Origin of the sequence: Chloracidobacterium sp., assembly GCA_016716305.1 — a bacterium.
In the GTDB taxonomy this organism is placed as follows: domain Bacteria; phylum Acidobacteriota; class Blastocatellia; order Pyrinomonadales; family Pyrinomonadaceae; genus OLB17.
In genome coordinates, this window is record JADJWP010000002.1 from 1,345,174 (window position 1) to 1,369,487 (window position 24,314).

A 24,314-nucleotide genomic window follows, 5' to 3' on the forward strand; every position below is an offset into this window, starting at 1 on the left:
GGTCTTTTTTATTTTCACTGCGGCTTTTCCGGTCTCAAGGTAGCCCTCAATAGCCTAAAGTCCCCGATGTCTTCGATCTGATCGAGAACGTACCAGCGCTCTAGATTCGAACGGTCAGTATTGTCGTCATTCTTAATTACGACGTATGAGATCAATGGGTCGGACGCCTCTTGAATGCTGAACGCAGAAATAAACCGCTCATAACTTCGAACCTCTTCGGCGATCTCGGCATGGGTCAACGGCTTTGCTTCACTGCTGAGCCGGTCAGTGTGGCGTCCCCAACCGAAGAGTGCGATCATCGAGACGAAGTCGTTTTTCAATAGATAGTCCAAGCCTTTCCCGTCGATCCCCTGATAATAAAGCTGAAGATAGTAGCGCCGTTTGCTCTCTTCCCCGCTCAGGCCGGCGAAAACATGCTGATGTCGTGCCCAAACTATGTTCTGTGGAGCCACGGTCGGCATATCATCTGCAAAGATGCCGTCAAAGGACAACACCGTCGTCCTGTATGCATCCGGGATCGTCCTCGCAAGCTCTTCAAGCCTCTGTGCCACTGGAAGGCCGGCATCGCGTTGGGCGTTGGCCCAATCGAGAACGCGCACCGTGTAATGACATTCGACAAATCCCCAGATCACCGCAGCGAGAGCCGTTCCGGCACAGATCGATCTAATGGTCTTTCCGGCCTCGGCCGATCGGCTGCGCAACAATGCAGCGACGGCTACGATCAGGGCGAGGACCGAAACGTAGTTGCCAATAAACACCTGATAGTGGATCGGCTGAAGCGAACGTCCGGTAATGATCTGTTGGTTAAAAACTACGAACGGAACAAGCGCCAAAGCCAATGCGAACAGAACGATACGCTCCTTTATATTTATAAGCTTTGTCGCAAGGCCAGCTATCAGGATCATAAGCACAGCAAAACTTACATACTCCGGGAAACGCAGAAGATCCGGGATGCGTGTGTGTACGAGCAGCTGGACATTGTCCATCGTCGCAGTTCGCTGTGAAAGGAGATACGCGTACGGTATCAGAGCTGCGATGCAAAGGCCGCCGAGCAGGCCCAATTGTTTTATATCCTGTTTCCAGCCTTCAGGCCGTTCCGCGAGCCATACGACGCAGACGCATCCGAGAAAAGCCGCGGCGGTCGTCCATACATAAAAGTAGCTGAAAACTGTATATGCGAAGCACAATGCGGCGATCGCGATCGTGATCAGCTGCGACGAACCGACGCCTCCAAAACTGCCCGTTCTTTCAACTGAATGATCCTTACCCGAAATGATCTTCCATACCAGGCCAACGAATGCGAAGAAGGCCGGAAAGGCCATCGCTGGAATATAGCGGCGAAAGCCGGGGAAGTAGGGATACGAGAACCCATCGAACAATATCTCACTGATCGCCCCTTCCCCGGCGGCCAGAGTTCCGAAACAAAAGACCGCAAGAGCCGCTGCCATTGCGAACCACGAATCGCCCGTCATTCGGCCAATGAACCAAAAAACAGCGAACGCCGAGAGAAATCCGGCAATTGCGCCGGCGAGGACCATCGCCCACGGAGTTCCAAAACCCAATATTCGTGCCGGGATCGCGATCGTGTACGGAGCGGCGAACTGAATCGAGAAAAGCGATTCAGGTTGAGGCGATTCGGGGCTATCATCGCGGCCTGTATACGGATCGTTCTTGCGCGGCCGGCCGTCGATCAACGCCCTCACGTAAGACGCGTATGCGACCTCGTCGATATCGTTATAAGCGTAGTGGCCATTCCATTCACCGCCGCGTTCATACCACATCTTGAATTGCGGATAGGTGCAGAATATGGCGAGGAATAGGCCGGCAATAATGCCGAACCGCCAGTGTAATTTCATAAACTATAGAGTGTAACGGTCAAACAGATCCGATGCCCCGGTCTTCTCATTCTCTATTTTCCTGTGATAATTGTCCATTTCCTCAATTGATCCGCCGTTCGTACCCTTGCTGAGATCTACTCCTTGCGGAATATTCCGTGAAACGGAAATTTCGTGATATTCTTTGGGAAATTTGCCCAGAGATTTCATGCGTCCGCTCTTACCGACATTCATTTTCCTCGCCGCCCTTCACAGTCAGGTCGTCTCCCAAAGGCCAACCGTCGACAAGGAACCTGAGATACTTCATCAGCCGGTATTCGAACTATCGCAGGAAGCTATCGCCGCCGGCATCGATGGTACACTTTGGATGGCGGTCAAGATCGACAAAACGGGTGCCGTAAGCAGAGTGGATATCCTCGCCGGACCCGAATGGCCTTGCAGTTCGAAGCCAAGAAAGGAGATCGAGCGGGTCAAAGAGTCTGTAATGGAGAATCTTAGGCAAACTAAGTTTTCACCGGCGGTGAAGAACGGAGAACCCGTAGAGATCGATATCGGGATCAACTTCTGGATCGGTAGGGCATATGAAGAACTCCTGAGAAGGCGTGAAGAAGCCTCGAAAAGTGCAGGCGTCGCAGCACCGAAGACGATCAAAGCGGGCGTCATGAATGGCCGTGCGATCTCACTTCCAAAACCTGAATACCCTTTCGAAGCCCGTTCGAGCCGCGTTTCGGGGACAGTCACCGTGTCTATTCTTATCGACGAGGAAGGCAAAGTGGTCTCCGCCGGTGCAAAAAATGGTCATCATGCCCTACAGGATGCCTCGCGCAAAGCTGCGTGCGGCGCCCGATTCTCACCGACCGTGCTTGATGGTAAACCCGTAAAGGTATCAGGAGTGAACACATACAATTTTGTTGCACCCAGATAGATGGCGAGCGCGATCGATCGGCGCATGACCTGACCGGCAGCCCAACCAACGATATGAGCTTAAAAGAAATAATAATCGCCGACATCACGGCCGCGATGAAGTCAAAGGACGCAGATCGGCTTTCGACGCTGCGAATGGTCAAGGCCAACCTGATGAACCGACAGATCGAAAAGGGTTCGGAGTTGACCGATGAAGAGGTGCAGAAGGCACTGCAGTCGTTGGTAAAACAGCGGCGTGACTCGATCGAACAGTATGAAAAGGCCGGACGGGCGGAACTTGCAGCAAAAGAAGCGGCCGAGATCACACACATTGAGGCATACCTTCCTCAAGCTGCCACTGCTGAAGAAGTAGAAAAGGCCGTCGCCGACGCTATCGCAGAGACCGGGGCAGCTTCAATGAAAGAAATGGGAGTTGTGATGAAGGCCGTGACCGCCAAACTAGCAGGCAGATCGGCCGACGGTCGCGTGGTCAGCGAGGCAGTAAAGGCAAAACTCTCCTAGCCAAAGATATTCCTGAGCTTGTCCATGAACGACGCGTCGTTAAAGTCGGTGTCTTCAACATCGGCTAGTTTCTCTAGTATCTTCCGCTGTTCCGTCATTATTTGTTCACGCGTTTCAATTCAGCGCAGGCCGAGATCGGTATGCAATGGAGAAGTTTGTTCCGTGAAATTCTTTTCGAGTCGGGTAAGAATCACGCGATGATAAGTTGCCTTTTGCCAATCAACGGACGATTTTGCACGACGACCCTCGATAGCCCTCCGGCGAAGCCGAGTTCATCGATTGCCATGCCAATACCAAAAAACATCGCTGTTTCGGCCCCATAGGTGCCAAAAATGAAACTTTTGTAGAAGTAAGCCTGCGTTCACTGTATAATAAGGTACGTGAATGACTCCCATCTGCGGAATTTTTGGTTTATCCGATATATCGCTTTTGGGAATAAAAGCAATTTTGATGGTTTTTCCGCAGTTAACGCAGTATTTATGAAAAAGCCAATTGTGTTTATTTTTTTGGTGTTTGTTGCAGTCTCTCTCACCTTTTCGCCAGCTGTAAGATCGCAGGGTTTCAGTCAAACTGACTTTATTGTCGCTGACGCGTTTGGAAATCGAATCGCAGTTTACGATCAAAATCTAGTATTTCTCAGGTATCTGGATACCACAATAATTGAACCGTGGGGCCTAACCATTTTGGCGAACGGAAACCTAGCCGCGGTCGGTCGAAATGATACCCCGGGCGTCGGTCGAATCCGTGTTTACGCACCGACTGGTGCAATAGTTACTGACTTCACCGACGCAAATATTGGCAATCCGGTCGATATAAAATCTCTTTCAGGCGTACTTTATTGTCCTCAAGATAACGTAGGTGGTGGAATCGCTAAATTCACGTCAGGCGGCACATTTACCGGCACCCTTGGCAGCGGTGCATTCTTTAGTGCAGCAATATTGTCGGGCAATGTACTGTGGGCAGGTAACACGACGAACACAATTTCCGTTTTTGACTTGAGCACGAACTCGCAGACAGGGTCTTTTGTTTTGGATAACGGCCAAGTTCAGACCAATACGATGTACTACAGCGCGATTACCAACACAGTCCTCATGACCGGATCTCCAACCTTTAATACCGTTTATGAGAGGGACATAACAGGTGCTTTCGTTCGTCAGTTTGTCGTTCCGGCGGGTGAGTTCGTGAATTTCGGTGTCACGCGAGGGCCCGGCAACGACGTATTCGCGACCGTATTATTCGGCTCGAAAGTTCATCGCTGGAATCCCGATGGCACCTTCGTTTCGAGCACTGATATTCCTCAGGTCTCAGGTCCGGCGAATATCGTTTGGGCAGGCGGCTTCGCTCCGACCGCTGCGAATGCCAGCGTGCAAGGCCGCGTTCTTGACGAAAACGGACAAGGGATCGGGTCAGCAACGGTGACTCTAGCAGACACTGAAGGCGGGTCTCGAACAGTTCCAGTTAATCCGTTTGGCTATTTTAGATTCGACGAAGTCGTGGCCGGACGTGACTATGTCGTCACAGCTTCTCACAAGTCGATCGAATTTTCGCCGCAGGTGATCAACGTTACCGATGATGTCAACGAACTAACAATTACCCCGGTCGCTCGATCGACCAAATCCAGTAGCCGGCGTCCGCGATAGCTAACTGAAAGTGCGTATCGGATGGCGGCCCTCATTATCCGAAGATATTCCTGACCTTGTCCATGAACGACGCGTCGTTAAAGTCGGTGTCTTCAACATCGGCTAGTTTCTCTAGTATCTTCCGCTGTTCCTTCGTCAAAGATTTTGGGGTCACAACCGTTGCAGCGACAAACAGGTCACCTTTGCCGCGGCCGCCCAAGGCCGGCATTCCATGTGACTTCAAACGGAATACGGTACCGGTCTGCGTCCCGGCCGGAATCTTCAGGTCCTCTTCGCCGTCCAGCGTTTTCACTTTTATTTCAGCACCGAGAGCCGCTTGGCCAAATGTGATCGGGACGGCAGAATAGAGATTCGCACCCTGCCGTTCAAAGGTTTCATGCTCTGCAACGTGGATCACGACGAAAAGATCGCCCGAAGGGCCGCCATTCACGCCCGATTCACCCTCACCCGAAACACGCAATCGCGAGCCCGTTTCAACGCCCGCCGGGATCTTTATTTCGAGAGACTTTTCGTTTTCTACCCGGCCCTGACCTCGGCACTCCTTGCACGGGTTACGGACGATCTTGCCCTTTCCTGAGCAATTCGGGCAGGTCCTCATAACACTGAAGAAACCTTGTTGGTATTGCGTCTGTCCGCGACCGCCGCAGCTTACGCAAGTCTCGGGCTGGCTGCCGGCTTCGGCACCGCTGCCCTCGCAGGTTCCGCAGGTTTCAAGCCGCGGGATGCGAAGCTTTTCATCTTTACCTGACGCCGCATCCTCCAGCGTGATCTCAAGGTCATACCGGAGGTCGGAACCGCGCTGTACCGTTGACCGCCGCGACCCGCGACCTCCGAACATATCTCCAAAACCGAAGAGGTCAAAAATATCCTCGATGTTCGAGAAGCCGGGGTCAAAACCGCCAGCCCCGCCGCCGGCATGGCCGAAACGATCATATGAAGCGCGCTTTTGCGGATCGGAAAGCACCGCATACGCTTCGGCACACTCTTTGAATTTCTCTTCGGCGTGAGGATCATCAGGATTCTTATCTGGATGAAACTTCACCGCCAACGATCTATAGGCCTTTTTGATCTCGGTGTCGCTCGCGGTCCGCGACACGCCCAGAATCTCGTAATAATCTCTCTTCGCCATATTGAAAGCTAAGATCTCAGGTCAATGAAATCGTAATGACCGATGCATTTTCCGTTCATACCGCAAACAAAAATCAAAGATGCGCCAGCTCAACCGTTTGAACTGACGCTCCCTGATATTGTAACCAAATTGTCCGTGCTTTCTCAAGCAGTATGGGTCAGACGGCTGCAAGCATCGCGGCGGTAATACGGCCAGCGGCCTCTTCGACCTTGACGAGCACCAGGTTGATCTCGGTTATGTCGTCGGTACTGAGCGATTCCTCGGCATTGTTCAGAATGCCGTTGATCTCTTGCTGTTCTTCGAGGGCGAACGATCGGCCATACTCGACCATTGCCTTCCTCGCGTTCTTGATCATGTTCTCGAGCCGGTTACGCTGCACGATAAGCTCGCGTTCTTCGCGGTCTCGGTCGACCGAGGTTTCGGCTTCCATTATCAATCTTTCGATCTCGTCCGGCGAAAGCCCGGATGAAGGCGATATCTGCATAGCCTGTTCGAGACCGGTCATCTTGTCCTGAGCCGAGACGTTCACAATACCGTTGGCGTCGATCTCAAAACTCACATCGACCTGCGGTACGCCGCGGGGTGCCGGCGGGATTCCGACCAGTTCGAACTTTGCAAGGCTGCGGTTCGCCGAGGCGATCTCGCGTTCGCCCTGAAGAATATGAATCTCGACCGACTGCTGATTGTCGACGACGGTAGTGAACGTCATCGTGTTCTTTAGCGGGATAGTAGAGTTTCGGTTGATCAGTTTGACGAAAAGTCCGCCGCGAGTTTCGAGGCCAAGGCTCAACGGCAGAACGTCGAGCAGCACGATATCCTTGACGTCACCGGTCAAAACTCCGCCCTGGATCGCCGCACCCATTGCCACGACCTCGTCAGGGTTGATCTCGGACGATGGCTCTTTACCGAAAACCTCTGAAACCGTTCGGGTGATTATCGGCGAGCGCGTTTGACCGCCGACCAGAATCACCTTGTCAATATCGACCGGCTTGAGCTTCGCATCCCAAAGGGCTTTCTGGCATGGTTCGACCGACGAATCGACAAGGTCCCGAACCAGCTCCTCAAACTTCTCTCTCGTCAAATTGGCGTTGATGTGTTTTGGGCCGGTCGGGTCAGCGGCGATGAAGGGGAGGCTTATGCTCGTTTCATCAACGCTCGAAAGTTCACATTTTGCCCGCTCGGCTGCCTCTTTCAGCCGCTGCAGGGCAAGGCGATCTTCTTTTAGATCGATGCCGCTGCTCGTTTTGAAATTATCAACCAACCAATCGATGATCCGCTGGTCAAAATCCTCACCTCCGAGAAATGTGTTACCTGAGGTCGAAAGCACCTCGAAAACACCGTCGTTTATCTCGAGGATCGAAATATCGAACGTTCCGCCGCCAAGGTCATAGACAGCGACCTTTTCGGATTTATTCTTGCCAAAACCATACGCGAGCGCCGCGGCCGTGGGCTCATTGATGATCCTTTCAACCTCAAGCCCGGCGATCTTACCGGCATCGCGGGTCGCCTGACGCTGCATATCGTCGAAATAGGCCGGCACGGTCACGATGGCTTCCGTGATCTTGTCGCCCAGAAACTCCTCGGCGGCTATCTTCAGCCGCTGCAGTACGATCGCGGATATTTCAGGCGGGCTGTAAACACGGCCAAGCACCTTGATGTGAGCGTCGCCGTTCGGTGCCTCGACGATCTCGAACGGGACCGTTTCGCGCATTTTCTCGACTTCGGGTGAATTGAACTTACGACCGATCAGTCGCTTAACGGCATACAACGTGTTCGCCGGATTAGTCACCGCCTGTCGCTTGGCGATCTGGCCGACGAGCCGTTCATCTTTGTCCGTAAAGCCAACAACGGATGGGGTTGTCCGCCCGCCTTCTTTGTTCGATATGATCTGAACCGTTCCGCCTTCGAGTACGGAAACGCAACAGTTCGTAGTGCCAAGATCGATTCCAATTACTTTACTCATAATTTAGGTCCTCAAACGGGGGTTAATAGGGAGGTAATGATCAGGCGGGGAAGATTCGTTCAATTCTCATCGTCTGGAATGCTTTCGGCTATTTCTTCATCGGTCGTGGTGAAAGTTGCCGATTCGTCAACTTGCATAGCAGAGTTGTCGGCCGCGGCGGCCTCATCACCGATTTCTGCTTCGTCCGATACCGCCGGAGTATCCGCGTCGTTGATCGATCGGGCCGTTTCGTCCTTTTCGGACGGACCAGTGCCATTGTGCCCTGGCGGAGCAACGTATACTTTCACCATCGAATGGCGAATTACCCGGTCGCCGATGCGGTATCCGCGAAGTAGTTCCTCGCAGATCACGTTTGCCGGAAATTCATCTGATTCTTCAGTTGCGACCGCTTCATGCAAATGCGGATCGAAAACTTCGCCGACAGCCGGGATCGGCTTAATGCCCATACCCGCAAAAATGTCGTTGACCTGTTGATTTACCAATTCGATGCCTTCAAAGAACTGTTTGAATTCACCCGACATTTTCTTGCCAGTCGAACCCGAATGTTCGAGCGCCCGGTTCAAATTGTCGATCGCAGGCAAGAGCTGGGTCGCAAGTGTACTGACCTGCGAATGCATTATGTCATTGCGCTCTCTTTCGGTCCGGGCCTTGAAATTCTCGTAATCCTTTGCCCTACGCTGCGAGTTCTTGAACATCTCGGCACGCTCTTCTTCCATTTTGGAGATCGTTTCATTGAGGCGTGCTAGTTTGGCTTCCATGTCGGATTTTTCTTCTTTGAGTTCCTGAACAAGAAGATCTTCCTCCGGATCGGCCTGTTTGACTGCCGGAGCAATCTCGGTCGGCGGTTCGAAGGAATGCATCGACTTGAGAAAATCGGTGGGATTACCGTCGTCAAATCCCTGCTCGATCTCGATGATCGTCGTCTCGGCAGTGATGTGAAGGTCTTTTTCCTTCGCCTCAAGTTCACGGATGAAATCGTCGACCGAGACCGTCTCGTCGTCAGAATCTTCCGCAATGACCTCAAGGTCTTCTATTTCCTCATTGGGATCCATGTTGAATCGAACCGCGAAATGCCGGTCAGGTAAGGTTAGTTATTCGAAATGTCCCTGGACATCATCTTTTCGAGGACGCGGGCGACGTATGAGACGATCGATATCATCCTTGCATATTCGATCCGCGTTGGGCCAAGCACCGTGAGGGTGCCTACCGCCGAGGTGTTGCCGATTCGGTAGGGTGCCGATATAAGCGAACAATTTTGCATCGATGGCGTGCGGTTCTCGCTGCCGATGACGACCTGAACGTCGCCCTTCCCAGTCTTATCGCGAGCAATGCACTCATTCAAGATCTCGATGAGACGCGATTTCTCGCCGATCGTCGAAAGCAGTTCGCGAAGCCGTTCAAGGTCGACGAAATCCCTTTTGGTCAAAATATTCGACGTTCCGTCGACATAGACCTCACCGGGCATTTCCTCGTCGTCCTCGATACTCTGAGAACACAGAATGACGGCGGTTTGCAGCAGTTTATCGAAAAGTGCCTTTTCCTCGTGCATCAACGCGAGTATCTCGGCCCTTATTTGCGATAGGTTCTTTCCCGCGTATTCGGTGTTCAGATAGTTTGCACACCGATCGAGTTCTTCTTTCGTAAAGGCGACATTTAGCCGAATGATCCGGTTATGGACGATATTCGGAGCAGAGACCAGAACGACAAGAATTCGATTCTCGGAAAGATTTACGAATTCGATATGCTGCAAGCGGTCGCTCGACAAGCTGGGCGAAACCACGATGCCAACATTATTTGAAAGAACAGAAAGGAGTTGGGATGTACGTTCCATCAATCTGTCCGGTGTTTCCGCAAACTCGTTCGTCGACAGGCCGAATTCGTCACCGATCCGGTACAGATCTTCGTTCGAGATACTTAGGACGCCAAGCAGATTATCAACGTAATACCTATACCCCTTGTCGGTCGGGACTCGTCCGGCTGACGTATGAGGTTGCTCGAGAAGCCCCAGCTCCTCTAACTCGCCCATAACGCTGCGGATGGTTGCTGAGCTCAGACCTGAAGCATTTGCAAACTTGTCCGCAATGGATTTAGACCCAACAGGCTCGCCCGTGACAAAATGTTCGTTGATTATCGCTGAGAGGATGGTCTGCCCGCGAGAATCGGGAAAATCAGAAGTTTTCTCGACTTTTCGGTTTGGTTCGCGAACCAGCATCTTATCACGGTGAGTCTTGAGCAAGCCGCGTGATGACGGTATGCTCCTTTAAAAGGAATATCACTTTAGAGCGATTTCTGTCAACGTTTATTAGTTAAACTCTGATTAACATGCAGGCATCAGCCGATACTACGGAATTTAGGGGATTTTTCGAAGAGGCATTCGCCCATTACGATCCTTCGCGCAGATTGCCGCCGATCAGCGTCCGATTTTACCCATATGTCGGCATCAACCACACTATAAGGGTAAGGGACGGTATGATTTACGTCCGTATCGCTGAGATCTGCCACGATATGCCGCCTCAGGTCCAGCGATCACTCGCATACATACTTGTATCGAAACTGTACAGACGTCGGGTTCCGAAACGAGCGCGCGAGGTTTACGGCGAATACATTAAGGCAGAAACGATCCGCGAACGGTCGACCGCGAGCAAGCGTGACCGGGGCCGCAAGGTCGTTACCGGCTCGTCTGGCGAGATCTACGATCTTAACGAGATCTTTGACGACCTGAACACAAAGTATTTCGGCGGCAGTCTGGCCAAACCGACGCTCACCTGGTCGGCCCGCAAGACCTTTCGGATACTCGGGCATCACGACGCAACGCACGAAACTATCGTTATCAGCCGATCATTGGATTCGGCCGAAACGCCGCGGTACGTCATCGAATACGTTCTTTATCACGAAATGCTTCACATTCACCATCCGACGGTCCACCACAACGGACGGCGATACAACCACACCGCGGAGTTTCGACGCGACGAAGAGAGATATCGCTATTTCAGGGAAGCCGAACGATGGATCGAGCAGAACGTACGGCGATTAAAGCGAAACGCAAGACGCGGCTAGAGTCTGTCAGTCCTGGGCAAATTGCGCGACTATCGTCCCGATAAACCCAAGATCTGAGATAGTTAGTCGTTCGATCCCCTTCGAGTTGAAACGAGTTTCAACAAAATATACCGACGACGACTTCTGTCCGCCTTCCTTCTTTTCCGAGATGACGTCCGCGATGCGGTCGGCGAGGCCCGTTTCGTAACCTAGAGTAGCTGCCGGGGCATTGGATATTGCGATCTGATGCAATCTCGCGGCTTGTTTCACGTCGGGTCCGCGGCGATATGATTCGAGACACTTGATCACCGATTCCGGGTCACCGATGATCGCCTTGCCATCGACCAGGACCATCGCAACATCGCCGTCGTCCGTCGCCCAGTAATCGGCGTCCGATCGCCGATCGGGCTTGCGATCGGCTCTCAATTCAGCAGCGACCGCCTTTTTGAGGTCGGCCGGACCTCTGACATCTGCGATAACAACTTGTCTTTCGCCCTCGGGATCAAAGCGGATGGTGACAGCGTTCGAGCCGATCGCGCTCAGGAAAAGCTCGCCATTATCGACGCCGTACGGCTCGAAGATACTGTCGGAAAACGCCGACAACAGGCTGCCCGCGGTCGGGTCGATCTGTTTCTGAGCGGTCAACACGACGCTTCGCCACGCGATCCGCGGGTCGGTCAGGTCATAGCGGGTAACCGAATCGAACTGCTGATTCATGAACGGCTCGAACCCTGCAAATTGCCCTCCGGCAGGCTTGATCGTCTCGTTGAGCACAGTTGCGATCTCGGCCGAAGTCTCGATCTTGAACCGGTCTTCTATTCCATTTTCCGTAGCTCTCATTGTCCAATCAAGGCCTTTCAGCGAATTGCGGAGTAGTTCCGGAAGAACTCGGGCGATGAACGACTGAACCTCCGCTTCGTCACTCGATCGTTTGGCGAGCGTGAGACCTGCAATGTTAGATAGCTGGGCAATACCGTCTGAAGAGATGAAGCCAAACGCAAGTCGATCGCCGCCGGCCACTCTCGGGTTCTTTGCAATGCTCTCGATCTCGCCCCGCTTTACAGCCAGGCATTTCTCGATCGCCGATTCGTCATTCCCGAAAAGGATCGATCCGCCGTCGACCAACGCAAATGCCTTTCGTCCATCCTGCGCCGTCCAAACAAAATACTTCCCGCCATATTTCTCGGAAGTCTCGAGCAAGGCTTCGCCCCCGTAAGCCTCGCTGATGAAGAGCCCAAGCTGGTGTTCGACGAAAGAAATGACCTGAAAATTCCAGAGCCTCGTTTCTGCGGCCGCGACAAATCTCGGCTGAAAGCTGAGCACCGAATTCTCTTCAGTTATCTGCTGCTCTGACGTCTCGAAGCCCGTCACCGCGACGCCCAACTCGATACCGTCGATCGATCCGAGGTCGGGCTTCGTTTTTGCGGCATTTTGATAGGCCGCACTTTCCGTCACCGTTGCGATCGCTCTGCCAAGATCGCGGGTCTCAAGGTAGATGAGAGCATCGCCCGGAAGCACTGTCCGGACATCTATCGCCGGTGAACCGCATGATAGTGTGAATAAGCAGAATAACCCCAGACCGATGGAGAGACCGGACTGAAAACCGGATCTACCAAACGACTTTGCCGACCGCCGGAAAAACGACACGCGCACGCGGGATCGGCCGCTGCTGGCATCAGACCTGGAAAGCTTATGTGATAACATCGTCGGAATATGGCGGAAAAAATTTTTGCTGATGACATTTTACAGGGAAAGATCGCGTTTGTAACCGGCGGCGGGACCGGCATTACCGGCGGCGTTGCCCGCGCATTTGCCGAACATGGCGCCCGGATCGCGATCACAAGCCGCAAGGAAGAGAATCTTGCCGCAATGAAAAAAGTGATCGAAGATGGCGGCGGCGAGTGTTTTACGGTCGTCGCGGATGTGCGGGATTACGCGGACGTCGAGAATGCGATAGCACGGACCGTCGAACATTATGGAAAGATCGATATCGTTGTGAATGGGGCTGCGGGCAATTTTCTTTGCGCGGCTGACCAGCTTTCGGCGAATGGTTTTGGAACGGTCGTTGATATCGACACAAAGGGAACGTTCAATGTATGCCGAGCAGCGTTCGAGGAGCTGAAGCGGTCAAACGGTCAGATACTGAATATTTCAGCCACGCTGCACTATCTTGCCACGCCGATGCAGATCCACGTTTCCGCGGCCAAGGCGGGCGTCGATGCGATCACGCGTAATCTATCGGTCGAATGGGGACGCCACGGAATAAGGGTGAACGGGATCGCACCGGGGCCTATCGAGGACACAGAAGGAATGAAGCGGCTGCTGCCAGAACCGCTGAAGGAAAAGATCACCAAAAAGATCCCGCTTGGGAGATTTGGAAGGATAAAGGACATCGAGAACGCTGCGTTGTTCCTGACATCGGATGCCGCCGGTTACATAAACGGCGTGACTCTCGTCGTCGACGGCGGGCAATGGCTGCTCGGGACAAGCTTGGGTTGATCGTTATTTCTGATCTGAACGCTCGGCTTGCGGCGACGTACCCAGAACGCTTTCCGGCGAATCGGACCTTTGCTTTTGTTCGGCGCTCTTGCCCAATACCGCTCGAAGAACAAGGACCTTTGCAAGAACACGTACTTCGGGACGATCGAAACGATCGGTCAAGATCCTTGTCCGGGCAAAATCAGCACGTACCAGCGACTTGATGGTCGATTCGGCAATGCCGATCTCTTTCGTCAATCCACGGATCATCTCGCCGCCAAAGGCTCCGACCTGCATCTCGCCATCGACGAACATCTCTTCTCCGACATCGATGAATTCGCCCACCTTTACAAACGCGGAGATGAGGTCATTGGCTCGGTAGATCGCACCATCAAGGGTCTTAAAGGCATTGTCCGGATCGGCCTCGGCATAGCCCGAGATGAGGAGCCACGTAAAAATGAAATCCTGATAGTTCTTCGGTTGCGGATTCACCAGCTTCGAAGCCTCGACCATCAGTTCCGCGGCGAGTTCCGCATCGCCTGCGCGTTTTACACCCGCGGCAAGAGCGCTCAGGCCCATCAACTTGCGCTCGCGTACTGGTTCCTGCGCCAATAGGCGTCGGGCTTCTCCGACGATACGCTCGCGTTCCTCTTTCGGCAGCGGCTTCGTTCCGATGCTCGCAACCTCTTGTATCAACTTCTCTTCCGCCCGCTGCTTTTCTTTCTCCTTCGGATCCGGCGGCTCGACCGCCGCAACAGGCGGTGGGGGCACAGCTCGCCCTGACGTACTACGGAACCGGCCGCGGCTTTGACCTTCCGTTTCAGGTATCTTGAATTTTGCCCTGATCTGCTCTGCACGTCCCGGCAAGATCGATTCGATAGAAGCGGCATACCGAAGAGCCGTGTGAGGATCCCATAACTCGGCTGGGCTCAAGATCTGTTTTGCGAGTATTTCGCCGATCTCGCGCACCTCGTTCTCCGAATATACGGGCTTCTTTCCTTCGCCTTTCTTCGATTCTTCAAGATTCGTTTTTGCGAAATCAAAAAGCAGCAGCGTTACCGAATCGTTCAACTTCTCGCTCGGCGCCGACTTGAACTCGCTCAAGACCTTTGCCCCAAACTCGACGCCTTTGTCGACGTCTTTCGCATAAATGGTCTTTAGTAATTCGATGTGATTGAAGTTAAGTCCCTTCCCGATCGAGGCCTTGCCGAGTTCGACCGCGCGAGATGCGTCGTTCTCGGCGATCTTTGTCATCAGCCGGTATCCGAAATATTCGTCACCTGACTCCATCTGTTTTCGGAACTCCGCATTGGTGATCAGGCTTAGGCTGTCGTGATAGAAGTTGAATGCGAGTTCAGGCGCATGTTCGGCAATACTCATTGCGATCTGTTGACGGACCGCCGATGCTGTGCGGAACTTTCGCATCGCTTTCGTGCGTTCGGACGCCTCGGGAACGAAACTGCCTGCGGTGATCGTGGAAGCCGATTCACCAGCAAGGTCAAGAGCGTTCATTTGAGCGTCATATTGAGCCAAGAGTGTTTTGAAATCGGCTACGACCGCTCCGTACATGGACCGGGCCTCGCGGTCATCGTGAAACCACATAAGCGCGGCCATTTCAGAGGCAAAGCTGATGCGATTTTCGAGCGTACGCATATTTGCGACATCAGAGCTCGTTTCGCGAAGAAAGGCAACCGCTTCCTTTCTGATCCTTTCTGCTTCTTTCGCAGCGTCAGGCTCGGCCTTGCTTTGTGAATGCGCGGTCTGAGCGCAGATCGAAACGATAAGCAGGAACATCTTCAGATATGACGACATTAAAAGGCCTCCAGATAGTGGACGTCTCAATCATAGATTTCTTGCGAACTTATGTAAACAGAATGTTTGTTCTCAGCATGCGGACGTTCGAAGCGGCCACAGCAATTTTGATTTGCCTTCGTTTAGTGCAGAATTACTCTATACCTATGCTGCTCGTGATCGACAACTACGATTCATTTACCTACAACCTCGTCCAGTATCTCGGAGAGTTGGGTTCAGAAATGACGATTCTCAGGAACGACGCGATCTCGATCGACGATATCGAAAACGAGCTCAAGCCCGAGCGGATATTGATCTCGCCGGGACCGGGAACGCCAGACGACGCAGGCATCTCTGTTGGTGTGATCGAACGATTCGCGGGCCGCATTCCGATACTCGGTGTCTGTCTTGGCCATCAGGCCATCGGCCAGCATTTTGGCGGCAAGGTCGTTCGGGCACCCGAACCAGTTCATGGAAAGCCCGTCGTCGTCGATCATGACGGCAGGTCGATCTTCTCGGGCATACCAAACGGCTTCTCGGCCGGACGATACCATTCGCTGGTGGTCGATCGTGCCACATTGCCTGAATGTCTTGAGATCTCGGCCGAATCACCCGACGGTCTGATAATGGCGATGAGGCATCGGGAATTCACGCTCGAAGGCGTGCAGTTCCATCCTGAATCCATCCTGACCGAGCATGGCAGGACCATGCTGCTGAATTTCCTGTCGTTGCCTGCATGAGCGTGAATGAATCTTGAAGATCTCTTGATCCCGTTTGGCAAGGTCTTCGGCCGATCGGTCGACATCCGGAACGCGCTTTATGATCGGGGAGTTTTACGATCGTACGACCTTGGTGTCCGAACGATAAGCGTCGGAAACCTAACGACGGGCGGAACCGGTAAAACACCTATCGTCGCGCTTGTCGCTGAGATCCTTGCTGGTGAAGGCGAACGTGTGTGCATCCTGACAAGAGGCTACGGAAGAAAACATACCGGCAGACGCGTGCTGGTCTCTGACGGTCAAAAGATCCTCAGCGACCCCGAAGCGGGCGGAGATGAACCGATAGAATTGGCTCGGAGACTGGGTGAAAGGGCGATCATCATCGCCGATGCCGACCGCGTTTCGGCCGCCGCATGGGCTCGCGAACGATTTGGCGTAACCGCGTTCATCCTCGATGACGGCTTTCAGCATCGACGGGCAAGACGCGACGTCGATATCGTTTGCATCGATGCGACCGACCCCTGCGGTAACGGAAGGATGCTGCCCGCCGGGCGGCTGCGTGAATCGTTCAGGAATCTGGATCGGGCCGATGCGATCGTCATCACGCGTGCTGACCTGGTGAGTTCGACCGCCGAGATCGAGGCTCGACTGAGAGCGCGAAATGCCGACGCCCCGTTGTTTCGGGCAGTAACGCAGATAAAACGGTTTACCGAACTCGTGACGTTTCTCGATCGGGAGCCGCAAACCGATCGCGATCTGACCGGCGTAAAGGTCTGGGAAGACCTTGTTCGCTCAAGGATTTCGAATGATAGCGGATCGCTCCGTGTCGGGGCTTTTTGCGGTATCGGGAATCCGGACGCTTTTTTTGAACAGCTTCGCCGTTCGTTTATCGGCATCCGGGACAGCGTGGTTGAGATCGCTATGACCCGCCGATTTAACGATCACCACCGTTACGGGCAGAATGATATTGATTCGATCGAACGTGCGTCAAATGAGAATGGGGTTGACGTACTAGTGACAACGGCTAAAGACGCTGTGAAACTGGACGGCCTGAAGTTCAGGATCCCGTGCTTTGTAGTCGAGTCCGAATCGGTCATTGACCGTCCTGAGGATCTCCGCGTTCTGCTGTTCGGCGTTTAGGCGGCTCCTTCTTGTCTCCCCAATAGAATGCCCGCACGACGAGAACGTAGACGAGTATCGACAAAAAGAGGAAGACAAAAAAGAAAGCAATGAGCCAGGCAGCAAAGGACATATTCTTGGTCTATGCCGGCGTTTCGGTGTCGTTCGGTTCGAGATCGGAAAGCAGCCGTGTCTTGCCTTGATGTTCGAGAACGTGGCGATAGACCACGGTGATGATCGCAACTATCGGTATCGCTATGAATACGCCCGGAATTCCAGCGACCTGTTCGCCCGCGATCACCGAAAGAATTATAAGTACCGGCGGTAAATGAATGCCGCCGCGGACGATCCGCGGATACGATACATAATCGTGAAAGATCCGGAATACGATCAGAAATATGGCGATCCAGACCGCACGCCGCGGGTCGTCACCCAACGCAGCGGTCGTAGTCGCGATGAGCCCGATCGTAAGGGGGCCGAGCAAAGGTACGAATTCGAACACGCCCGCCAGAATACCCAACAAAAGCGCGTACTTGAGGCCAAGCGCGTAAAACCCGATGGTGCAGACCGTGCCAACGAGAAGGCATGAGATCAGCTGTGCGCGCGTATAGGCAGCGAGGGTCGAATTGACCTCTTCCAGGACCGATTCGGCTCGCATCCGCCATCGGCCGGCGGGAAACATCCTTAAGATCCCAAGTCTGATCGCATTCACGTCCTTCAGGAAAAAGAACGAAAGTATCGGAATGATCACAAGCCAAGGCAAATAGTAGATCAGGCTGATCAGAAAATTCCCAAAGCCGGAGGTGATGCGTTCCCCCGCGACAACAACTTGATCGTTGATCCTTGTTTGAACCTCCTCAGGGATCCTCAGCCGGTCAAACCGGCGGTTCATATCGTTTAACGACTGGCGTATCGCGGCGGCATAGCCCGGCAGGCTTGCACCAAATTCCCTTCCCTGTTCGGTAACGCGCGGGGCGAGATATGCGATACCAACTCCCAACACCGTAAAGACGACAAGGTACGCTATGAAAATAGCGAGCGAACGCGGCATGAAGCGTTCGAGTTTTCGGTGCTTGAACGGACTGCGGATGAGCTGGACAAGCGGCGTCAGTAAATAGGCGAAGAAGATCGCGAGCACCAATAAGAAGAAAAGGTAAGTAAGCGAACTGATCACCGAGGCCACAAACCCGCCGACGAAGATCAATATCAGAGATATGACAACGATCCTAAAAACGGCACGCGCCGAGAACGAAGCCGGATCAAGAATCACCCGTTGTCCATCGTTCGCTCGCGGCTCTTCAATTGCACCGGCGTTTTCTAATGTCTCGATCGTGTTATCGGCCACCTTATTCCTCAGTCCTTCGAGTTCGTGTTCGAGTTTGCATTCGCGTTCGCATTCGCAGCCAATTTCTGCAACTCGCTTTCCGGTTTTGAAAGATCTTCAAATGCGAATCGTTCAGCGAGCTTTGCGATAATTTCCGGAGGAAATCGGAAATTCGAGCCGAGAATGATGGCCCGTTCTCCGTCCGAGACCTTTCGCCGGTTAGTTTCGACCGGTGTGTTTGCTATCACGAACGAACGATCTTCGGCTGTCATCGCAGCTCCGTCCTTGCGGCGAAAGACGTAAATGAAATTGAAATCCGCGGTCCGCATCGCCTCGATATCGGTCTCGTATGCAGAGCGGACAGGCTGCTGCGAAACAGACTCCGGCGTTTCGGCCGCCGAGTTCATTATCCGCGGGTTCGGCCCGCATGCAATTGACGCCATTGAGACCGCGCTCATGGCAGCAATGATCGGCAAAGCCGATGATCTCGCAAAAGAACGAATATTTCCGCTCAACCTCATGGCGTTTCCTCTGTATCTTCCGCCGCGTTCGTATTTTGAGCGGTGTTTGCGTTGGTCTTCCGCTCTTCTTCATCCAGCAGTTTCTTTTCTTCGTCCGTTTCGGGCTCATCTGCCGAGTCGGCAGGTGCGTCCCCTTTCTGCTTCCGAATACGGAGAATCCTTGATTCATCGTCTTCGTAGATCATTTCCGCCCATCCGCTGTCGAGCAATTTGGCGACCATATCTTCATTCTCTTTCGCATCTGTAAAGACGTAATTGGCGCCAAACTTGTCGCGTATCTGCGGGCCTGCTTCATCTACTTTGCCTGAGGTGATCTCGGTCAAAAGTTTGTACAGATCAGGATTTTGCGAAAACAAATAGTTGGGGTCAAGGCCATACACGTAGCTGTGTTTCTGATTGAAGAAGAACAGCTTCGGAAAATCGTCCCAATTGGCGTTGAATATCCGCTCGCCGGCAGGAATGTTCTCTTTTCCTTCGCTGTCGACTCCGGTAGCGAAACTCATCGCGCGTTCATATCGGTCGTTCGCATCATTGCCGGCGATCGTGGAGATGAGCCCGCCATATTCGATCCCCAACCTCTGAAGCCCGACCATATTGACCATAAAGATGATGAAGAGCACAATGCCGAGCGTCCACGCTCCGGCCGCTTTGATGTTTTCGATGCGTTGATCGCGGATCGGCGGCTGGGCGTCGAGATACGGCTCGATATCGCGTTTGAAGTCAGCCGGGAGTTGGACGGCGTCGCGGAGCGAGAAGGCCTGCCAGCTAAATGCCGCAAAAAGTACGGCGAACGGCGGGAAGTACTCAGCGAACCGTTTCGAACGAAACTGAGCAGCAAGCAAAATTGTGACGAACATCAGAAAGAACGTTGCCTTTTCAGGGAGCTTTCCTTTCTTCGGCATGAAAAGAATGTAGCCGACAAGCATCGCCGCCATCGCGATCGGGAAGTTTGTCAACAACTCCATTCCGGTATAGGGATACCATTCGCCGCCCACCGCGACCGCAAAATCAGAGCCGATCTTGATCTTGGTGTAGGCGTGTTCCCAAAACAGAAGCAGGTTGTTCGGAAAATAAGGATTGATAAGATTCCCCAGGATCATTCCCCCGGTCGTATAAGCGAGCGGCCTCCATTCAAAACGGTGTTCGTTCCAGGCAATGATGATCACCCAAATAAGTGCCGCGATCCAAAGCAGGGGAAAAAGGCTGTAGGTCCAGACGAACGCGAACATCAGGGGCAACAGCCATATATATTTCCGTTCGAAAAGGAGATAGATGCCCGCGATCGTCATTATGATCGTCAGTGGCGGAGCCTTCGCCATGTTCATCCGGTAATAGAACATATTGGCACACGTCAGCAATGCACCAAGCCAGATCAGCGGATAGTCGACCTTATAGATATGAAGGAACCAATAGACCGAGAAGATCGCACATGTTGCGAATACGACGGTCGCCACCTTTGCCGCCATCACCGGTTCGAGAAACCACAGAAACGGGATCTGCATCAGGTGAAAGAGGAAATGATGGTCGTTGTAATGCTGTGGATTTAGAACCGTGAGCGGAAGCCACTCGAAAGTAGGAAGCCATCTGCCGCTGGACAGGCTTTCCCAGAGCAGCTGGCTCCAACGGATGTGATAGTAGCCGTCCCAATCGCCGCAGCATATCGCTGACGTACGAAACTGTAGAAAGCTCATCACCATCGCGATCGCGACCAAACCAAATATCAAATAGACCGTTCGGGTCGCTTCTTCGCTTTCAAGATAATCGCGCCAGCCGGTCCGGACCGCTTCGGGCAAGGTACGCTCGGCCGGCACGCCGGCAAAGTTATCGTTTGGGTTCTGTTCTTCCATTTGCAAAAGAAAGCCGTGCAGCAGGCCCCGGGCCCGCAGAATATTAAACAGAAACGTTATCACGAAAGGACGGGCAAATTCTATCGGGTCCGAGCGAACTGTTCATTGCCGCAAAAGAGAAAAAGCTTAACAGATCGCTCAATTCCCGTTATTATTAGCAGAATGAAGCGGCACCTTGCACCCACAAGCCTTGTCGTAGGCTTTTGTATGTTGGCTGTTGCGGCGTTTGTCCCGGAGTTATACGGACAGGAAAAGACCGACGAAGCCGTCTGGCATCGCTACTCGACCTCGGCCGGTGACCTCACTTTTGCCTTTCCCGGAACAGACATTTTAGTTGACCAGGACGGCCCAACCACGTGGGTGCTTTACGTGAAGGGCGGACTGTCACTTTCGGTCCGTGCGGATCGGACAAAAGGGGCAAAGAAAAGGTTCATGGAAATTGCTGAATTTCCCTCGTCGAAAGAGTACAAGGGATTCACTCTCGATGATTTCTACGGCCTGTGGAAACGTGACACCGATGCGACAAAGGGCACTGACTCCGCATCTTTTCAACTTGCATCAAAGAACGGTTTGTATCGCATAACTGCCCGGTCTAGAGACGGTCGGAATGCAAACCTGGAGCGGTTTTTGGGAAGCATTCGGTTGGGCGGAAAGCAACTTGTAAATGCTGAGATATCCAAAGAGGCTGAGGACGTCTCGGTAACGCTGATCGAGGGCCTACCGACAAGTGAGGAGGTTGCGGAAGCGTTGAAGCGTTCGACGCCGAAGGGACTCAAATATACCCTTTCAGGCGCCACGAAAGACGGTAATGAACCTGAAAAGGACATCGAGATTACGGAGGAAGATTCCCCGAAATACTCAAGTAGTTTAATCATACTCCGTATGCCTCGGCCTGGATTCGTTGACGCTTACCGGGCGGAAGGGTTTTCCGGAGCCGTAAAGTTTCGCGCCACGTTTCGTGCCGATGGAACCGTTGGGCCGGTTGAACTGCTACAGTCGGTCAACAAAGCACTCAATGAACGGGCATTTAACGCTTTGAAGGGAATAAAGTTTATCCCGGCCAAAATTGACGGAAAGCCCGTGGACGTTGTCCGGACCATCGAATACGGCTTCTCGGTGTATTGAGGCTGGCCACTTTCCTTCCCACCGGTTGTTTTGCCAGCCTGCAGCTCAAACCTTTGCATCTTCGTTGCGCTGAATATCACCCACTTTGCTACAATCTAGGTTTCGCAATGTACCCGAAAGGAAACCTGCAAATTCCGGCGCCGCACGGGCAGCTTGAGGCGATCTTGAAAGAGCCCGTGGGGGAGCGGCGAGGCGTCGGCGTCGTTTGCCATCCGCATCCGCTGGGCGGCGGGACGATGCACAACAAGGTTGTCTTTAGGGCTTCGGCCGGCCTTGTCGATGCGGGGCTTGCTACGCTCCGGTTCAATTTTCGTGGTGTTGGGTCATCGACCGGTGTGCATTCTGAGATACCTGGCGGACTCGAGGACGTACGGGCGGCTGTCGATTATGCAGCATCGCGATTTCCGGGCGAGGACGTGACGCTCGCCGGTTTTTCGTTTGGTTCGCGAACGGGAATGGAGGTCGGAATGGCCGATGACCGTGTCAAAAGGCTGATCAGTATCGGCACGCCGGTCGACAAGTACGACGATTATGAATTTCTAATCAGGCTGCGAAAGCCTATCCTTTTCGTTCACGGTGACAGCGACGAATTTGGTTCTGTCGCGAATCTCAAGGAATTGGTCGACCGCGTCGCAGAAAACACAGATTGCGAGTTGGTTTTGTTCCACAGCTGCGGCCACTTTTTCGACGAGCACCTGAACGAATTACGTGACACGGTTCGCGAATGGACCGAAAAAAAGATCGCGCAAGCCTGAACGCCGCACCGCTCAGGCCATATAATGTCCTTTATCACCCAAATATCATGAACGAACAGATACACTCGACCGCCGAAGAGCGCAACGCAGCGATCCGGCTGACTATGATGCCGCGCGACACGAATGCACACGGTACGGTTTTCGGAGGCATAATTTTAAGCTATATAGACGTAGCCGGCGGCGTCGAAGCGGTCAGGCATACGAGACACGACCGTTTTGTCACGGTGGCGATGAAAGAAGTGATCTTTCACGAACCGGTCTTCATGGGCGACCTGGTGAGCTTTTATGCCGAGACACTAAAGGTCGGTAATACGTCGATAACGATCCACGTTGTCGTCGAGGCCGAACGATTCGGCAGCCAGGGTCAAAAGGTGATGGTCACTGAGGCCGAGGTTATCTACGTCGCGATCAATCAGTTTCGCGAAAAGGTATTGATCGGGAACAAGTAATGCCGACCTGGAAACTCGAGATCGAATACGAGGGAACCCGCTATCGCGGCTGGCAGATGCAGCATAATGCCCGGACTATCCAGGGCGAACTTCAGGACGCAGCCCGCCAGCTTTTTGCATCAAAGTTCGAGCTTTTCGGCGCCGGACGAACCGACGCGGGCGTGCACGCCCTTCACCAGATCGCTCATCTGAAGGTCCCGGAGCTCAAAGTGAACATCACCCCTCGGCAGATCCAACACGGTTTCAATGATGTGCTACCGCACGACATCAACATCCTCAAGGTCACAAATGCGCCCGATGGCTTTCACGCCCGGCACGATGCCGTTTATCGACAATATCTCTACAAAATATCCCGACGGCGTAATGCCTTTGCGAAGAGCCTTGTCTGGTGGGTAAAGGATGATCTCGACGCAAAAGCCATGGCCGAGGCGGCACGACTCTTGATCGGCAGGCAAGATTTTCGTTCATTCTGCGAATCCGAAGACGGAAAACGGCAGAATACATCGATCGATGTACAGCTCGCGGCTATTTCGATCGAGGATGACATCATCTGTTTTCGCATCGGAGCGTCGCATTTCTTGTGGAAGATGGTCAGACGGATCGTCGGCATGCTGGTCGAGGTCGGCCGCGGCGATCTGACATTCGACGCATTTGACAGACTCTTGAAATTCGAATCGAACGTACCGGCCAAATTTACGGCGCCGCCGTCGGGCCTTTACCTTGAAAAGGTCGAGTACGCACGATAGAGGTTTGCGTTCGCTAAACGGTTATGCGAAATTCGACGAATAAGCGGAAATAAGATCTTATTTAGGGGAGAATAATTTATGCCAACTATAACGGCTGAAACAGCCACCGGTCAGGTGGCGATCGTGGGTGAGGCCGGCAAGAAACTCGTACTTTGCCTTGAGGACAGCGGGGTCGACATCCTGCACCGCTGCGGTGGCAACGCCAGATGCACCACGTGCCGGGTCGAGATCTTGTCGGGCGATCCGGGCCCGATCGGCGAGGCCGAGATGGCTGTACTTGCGACCAAGACAGACATCGGCGACCATACGCGGCTCTCTTGCCAGATACGGGTAGCCGATGATCTTCACGTTAAGGTGGTCAGGCAGGCCAGCGTGGACGGGATCGACGCCGGGCCGCGGCCGGTTGATTGAA

The 24,314-nt window shown here is 53.3% G+C and carries 22 protein-coding genes; 12 read left to right on the forward strand and 10 right to left on the reverse strand.

Features of this window, described 5'->3' with window-relative positions:
* Positions 1–14 precede the first annotated feature (14 nt).
* Positions 15–1,856: a hypothetical protein gene (locus tag IPM28_08025; GenBank protein ID MBK9172940.1), complete on the reverse strand. Its 1,842-nt coding sequence runs from the start codon at positions 1,854–1,856 to the stop codon at positions 15–17.
* A gap of 187 nt (positions 1,857–2,043) precedes the next feature.
* Here IPM28_08025 and IPM28_08030 point away from each other — a divergent pair, with 187 nt between their 5' ends.
* The 3 genes from IPM28_08030 (at position 2,044) to IPM28_08040 (ending at position 4,900) form a co-directional block, all read left to right on the forward strand.
* On the forward strand, positions 2,044–2,760 hold the full coding sequence (locus tag IPM28_08030) for a TonB family protein (protein MBK9172941.1): 717 nt from the start codon (positions 2,044–2,046) through the stop codon (positions 2,758–2,760).
* A gap of 53 nt (positions 2,761–2,813) precedes the next feature.
* On the forward strand, positions 2,814–3,260 hold the full coding sequence (locus IPM28_08035) for a GatB/YqeY domain-containing protein (GenBank protein MBK9172942.1): 447 nt from the start codon (positions 2,814–2,816) through the stop codon (positions 3,258–3,260).
* A 479-nt stretch (positions 3,261–3,739) separates the two neighbouring features.
* Entirely contained in the window at positions 3,740–4,900 is a 1,161-nt protein-coding gene (locus IPM28_08040) for a carboxypeptidase regulatory-like domain-containing protein (GenBank protein MBK9172943.1), read from the forward strand.
* Between the two features lie 34 nt (positions 4,901–4,934).
* Here the strand turns inward: IPM28_08040 and dnaJ are convergent, their stop codons facing one another.
* The 4 genes from dnaJ to hrcA all read right to left on the reverse strand — a co-directional run bounded on the left by dnaJ (position 4,935) and on the right by hrcA (position 10,204).
* Positions 4,935–6,029 carry a molecular chaperone DnaJ gene (gene dnaJ / locus IPM28_08045; protein ID MBK9172944.1) on the reverse strand — a complete coding sequence of 365 codons (1,095 nt, stop codon included), beginning with the start codon at positions 6,027–6,029 and terminating at the stop codon, positions 4,935–4,937.
* Between the two features lie 157 nt (positions 6,030–6,186).
* The gene (gene dnaK / locus IPM28_08050; protein ID MBK9172945.1) at positions 6,187–7,992 is read right to left on the reverse strand and encodes a molecular chaperone DnaK; all 1,806 of its coding nucleotides are present in this window, start codon (positions 7,990–7,992) and stop codon (positions 6,187–6,189) included.
* A gap of 59 nt (positions 7,993–8,051) precedes the next feature.
* On the reverse strand, positions 8,052–9,044 hold the full coding sequence (locus tag IPM28_08055) for a nucleotide exchange factor GrpE (protein ID MBK9172946.1): 993 nt from the start codon (positions 9,042–9,044) through the stop codon (positions 8,052–8,054).
* Positions 9,045–9,079: 35 nt separating this feature from the next.
* Positions 9,080–10,204, reverse strand: coding sequence for a heat-inducible transcription repressor HrcA (hrcA, locus tag IPM28_08060; protein MBK9172947.1), 1,125 nt, complete (start codon positions 10,202–10,204; stop codon positions 9,080–9,082).
* A gap of 110 nt (positions 10,205–10,314) precedes the next feature.
* On the opposite strand from hrcA, the gene IPM28_08065 reads away from it, so the two are divergent.
* Positions 10,315–11,049, forward strand: coding sequence for a M48 family metallopeptidase (locus IPM28_08065; protein MBK9172948.1), 735 nt, complete (start codon positions 10,315–10,317; stop codon positions 11,047–11,049).
* Between the two features lie 6 nt (positions 11,050–11,055).
* Here IPM28_08065 and IPM28_08070 read toward each other — a convergent pair whose 3' ends face one another.
* Positions 11,056–12,546, reverse strand: a complete 1,491-nt coding sequence (locus IPM28_08070) for a hypothetical protein (GenBank protein MBK9172949.1) — start codon at positions 12,544–12,546, stop codon at positions 11,056–11,058.
* A gap of 195 nt (positions 12,547–12,741) precedes the next feature.
* On the opposite strand from IPM28_08070, the gene IPM28_08075 reads away from it, so the two are divergent.
* On the forward strand, positions 12,742–13,527 hold the full coding sequence (locus IPM28_08075) for an SDR family oxidoreductase (protein ID MBK9172950.1): 786 nt from the start codon (positions 12,742–12,744) through the stop codon (positions 13,525–13,527).
* Positions 13,528–13,530: 3 nt separating this feature from the next.
* Here IPM28_08075 and IPM28_08080 read toward each other — a convergent pair whose 3' ends face one another.
* Positions 13,531–15,318, reverse strand: a complete 1,788-nt coding sequence (locus IPM28_08080; protein MBK9172951.1) for a hypothetical protein — start codon at positions 15,316–15,318, stop codon at positions 13,531–13,533.
* Positions 15,319–15,464: 146 nt separating this feature from the next.
* On the opposite strand from IPM28_08080, the gene IPM28_08085 reads away from it, so the two are divergent.
* Complete coding sequence (locus IPM28_08085) at positions 15,465–16,037, forward strand: aminodeoxychorismate/anthranilate synthase component II (GenBank protein ID MBK9172952.1); 573 nt, start codon at positions 15,465–15,467, stop codon at positions 16,035–16,037.
* A 6-nt stretch (positions 16,038–16,043) separates the two neighbouring features.
* Positions 16,044–17,156, forward strand: a complete 1,113-nt coding sequence (gene lpxK, locus IPM28_08090) for a tetraacyldisaccharide 4'-kinase (GenBank protein ID MBK9172953.1) — start codon at positions 16,044–16,046, stop codon at positions 17,154–17,156.
* Positions 17,157–17,277: 121 nt separating this feature from the next.
* On the opposite strand, the gene IPM28_08095 is transcribed toward lpxK, so the two are convergent.
* From IPM28_08095 to IPM28_08105, 3 genes are read right to left on the reverse strand one after another with little or no spacing between them, the layout of a single operon-like run.
* A complete protein-coding gene (locus IPM28_08095) occupies positions 17,278–18,480 on the reverse strand; it encodes an AI-2E family transporter (GenBank protein ID MBK9172954.1) in 1,203 nt (400 codons plus the stop codon).
* An 8-nt stretch (positions 18,481–18,488) separates the two neighbouring features.
* A complete protein-coding gene (locus tag IPM28_08100; GenBank protein MBK9172955.1) occupies positions 18,489–18,980 on the reverse strand; it encodes a hypothetical protein in 492 nt (163 codons plus the stop codon).
* Positions 18,977–20,827, reverse strand: a complete 1,851-nt coding sequence (locus tag IPM28_08105) for a hypothetical protein (protein ID MBK9172956.1) — start codon at positions 20,825–20,827, stop codon at positions 18,977–18,979. Before IPM28_08105 ends, IPM28_08100 begins: the two co-directional genes overlap by 4 nt.
* Positions 20,828–20,989: 162 nt before the next feature.
* Between IPM28_08105 and IPM28_08110 the strand changes: the two genes are divergently transcribed.
* From IPM28_08110 to IPM28_08130, 5 genes are all read left to right on the forward strand, one after another.
* Positions 20,990–21,952, forward strand: a complete 963-nt coding sequence (locus IPM28_08110; protein ID MBK9172957.1) for an energy transducer TonB — start codon at positions 20,990–20,992, stop codon at positions 21,950–21,952.
* A 107-nt stretch (positions 21,953–22,059) separates the two neighbouring features.
* Positions 22,060–22,707 (forward strand): alpha/beta fold hydrolase, encoded by a 648-nt coding sequence (locus IPM28_08115; protein MBK9172958.1) that lies wholly within the window; start codon positions 22,060–22,062, stop codon positions 22,705–22,707.
* 47 nt (positions 22,708–22,754) lie between these two features.
* Positions 22,755–23,156 (forward strand): acyl-CoA thioesterase, encoded by a 402-nt coding sequence (locus IPM28_08120; protein ID MBK9172959.1) that lies wholly within the window; start codon positions 22,755–22,757, stop codon positions 23,154–23,156.
* On the forward strand, positions 23,156–23,902 hold the full coding sequence (gene truA, locus IPM28_08125) for a tRNA pseudouridine(38-40) synthase TruA (protein ID MBK9172960.1): 747 nt from the start codon (positions 23,156–23,158) through the stop codon (positions 23,900–23,902). Before IPM28_08120 ends, truA begins: the two co-directional genes overlap by 1 nt.
* 78 nt (positions 23,903–23,980) lie before the next feature.
* Positions 23,981–24,313, forward strand: a complete 333-nt coding sequence (locus tag IPM28_08130; GenBank protein ID MBK9172961.1) for a (2Fe-2S)-binding protein — start codon at positions 23,981–23,983, stop codon at positions 24,311–24,313.
* The last annotated feature ends 1 nt before the right edge of the window (position 24,314 follow it).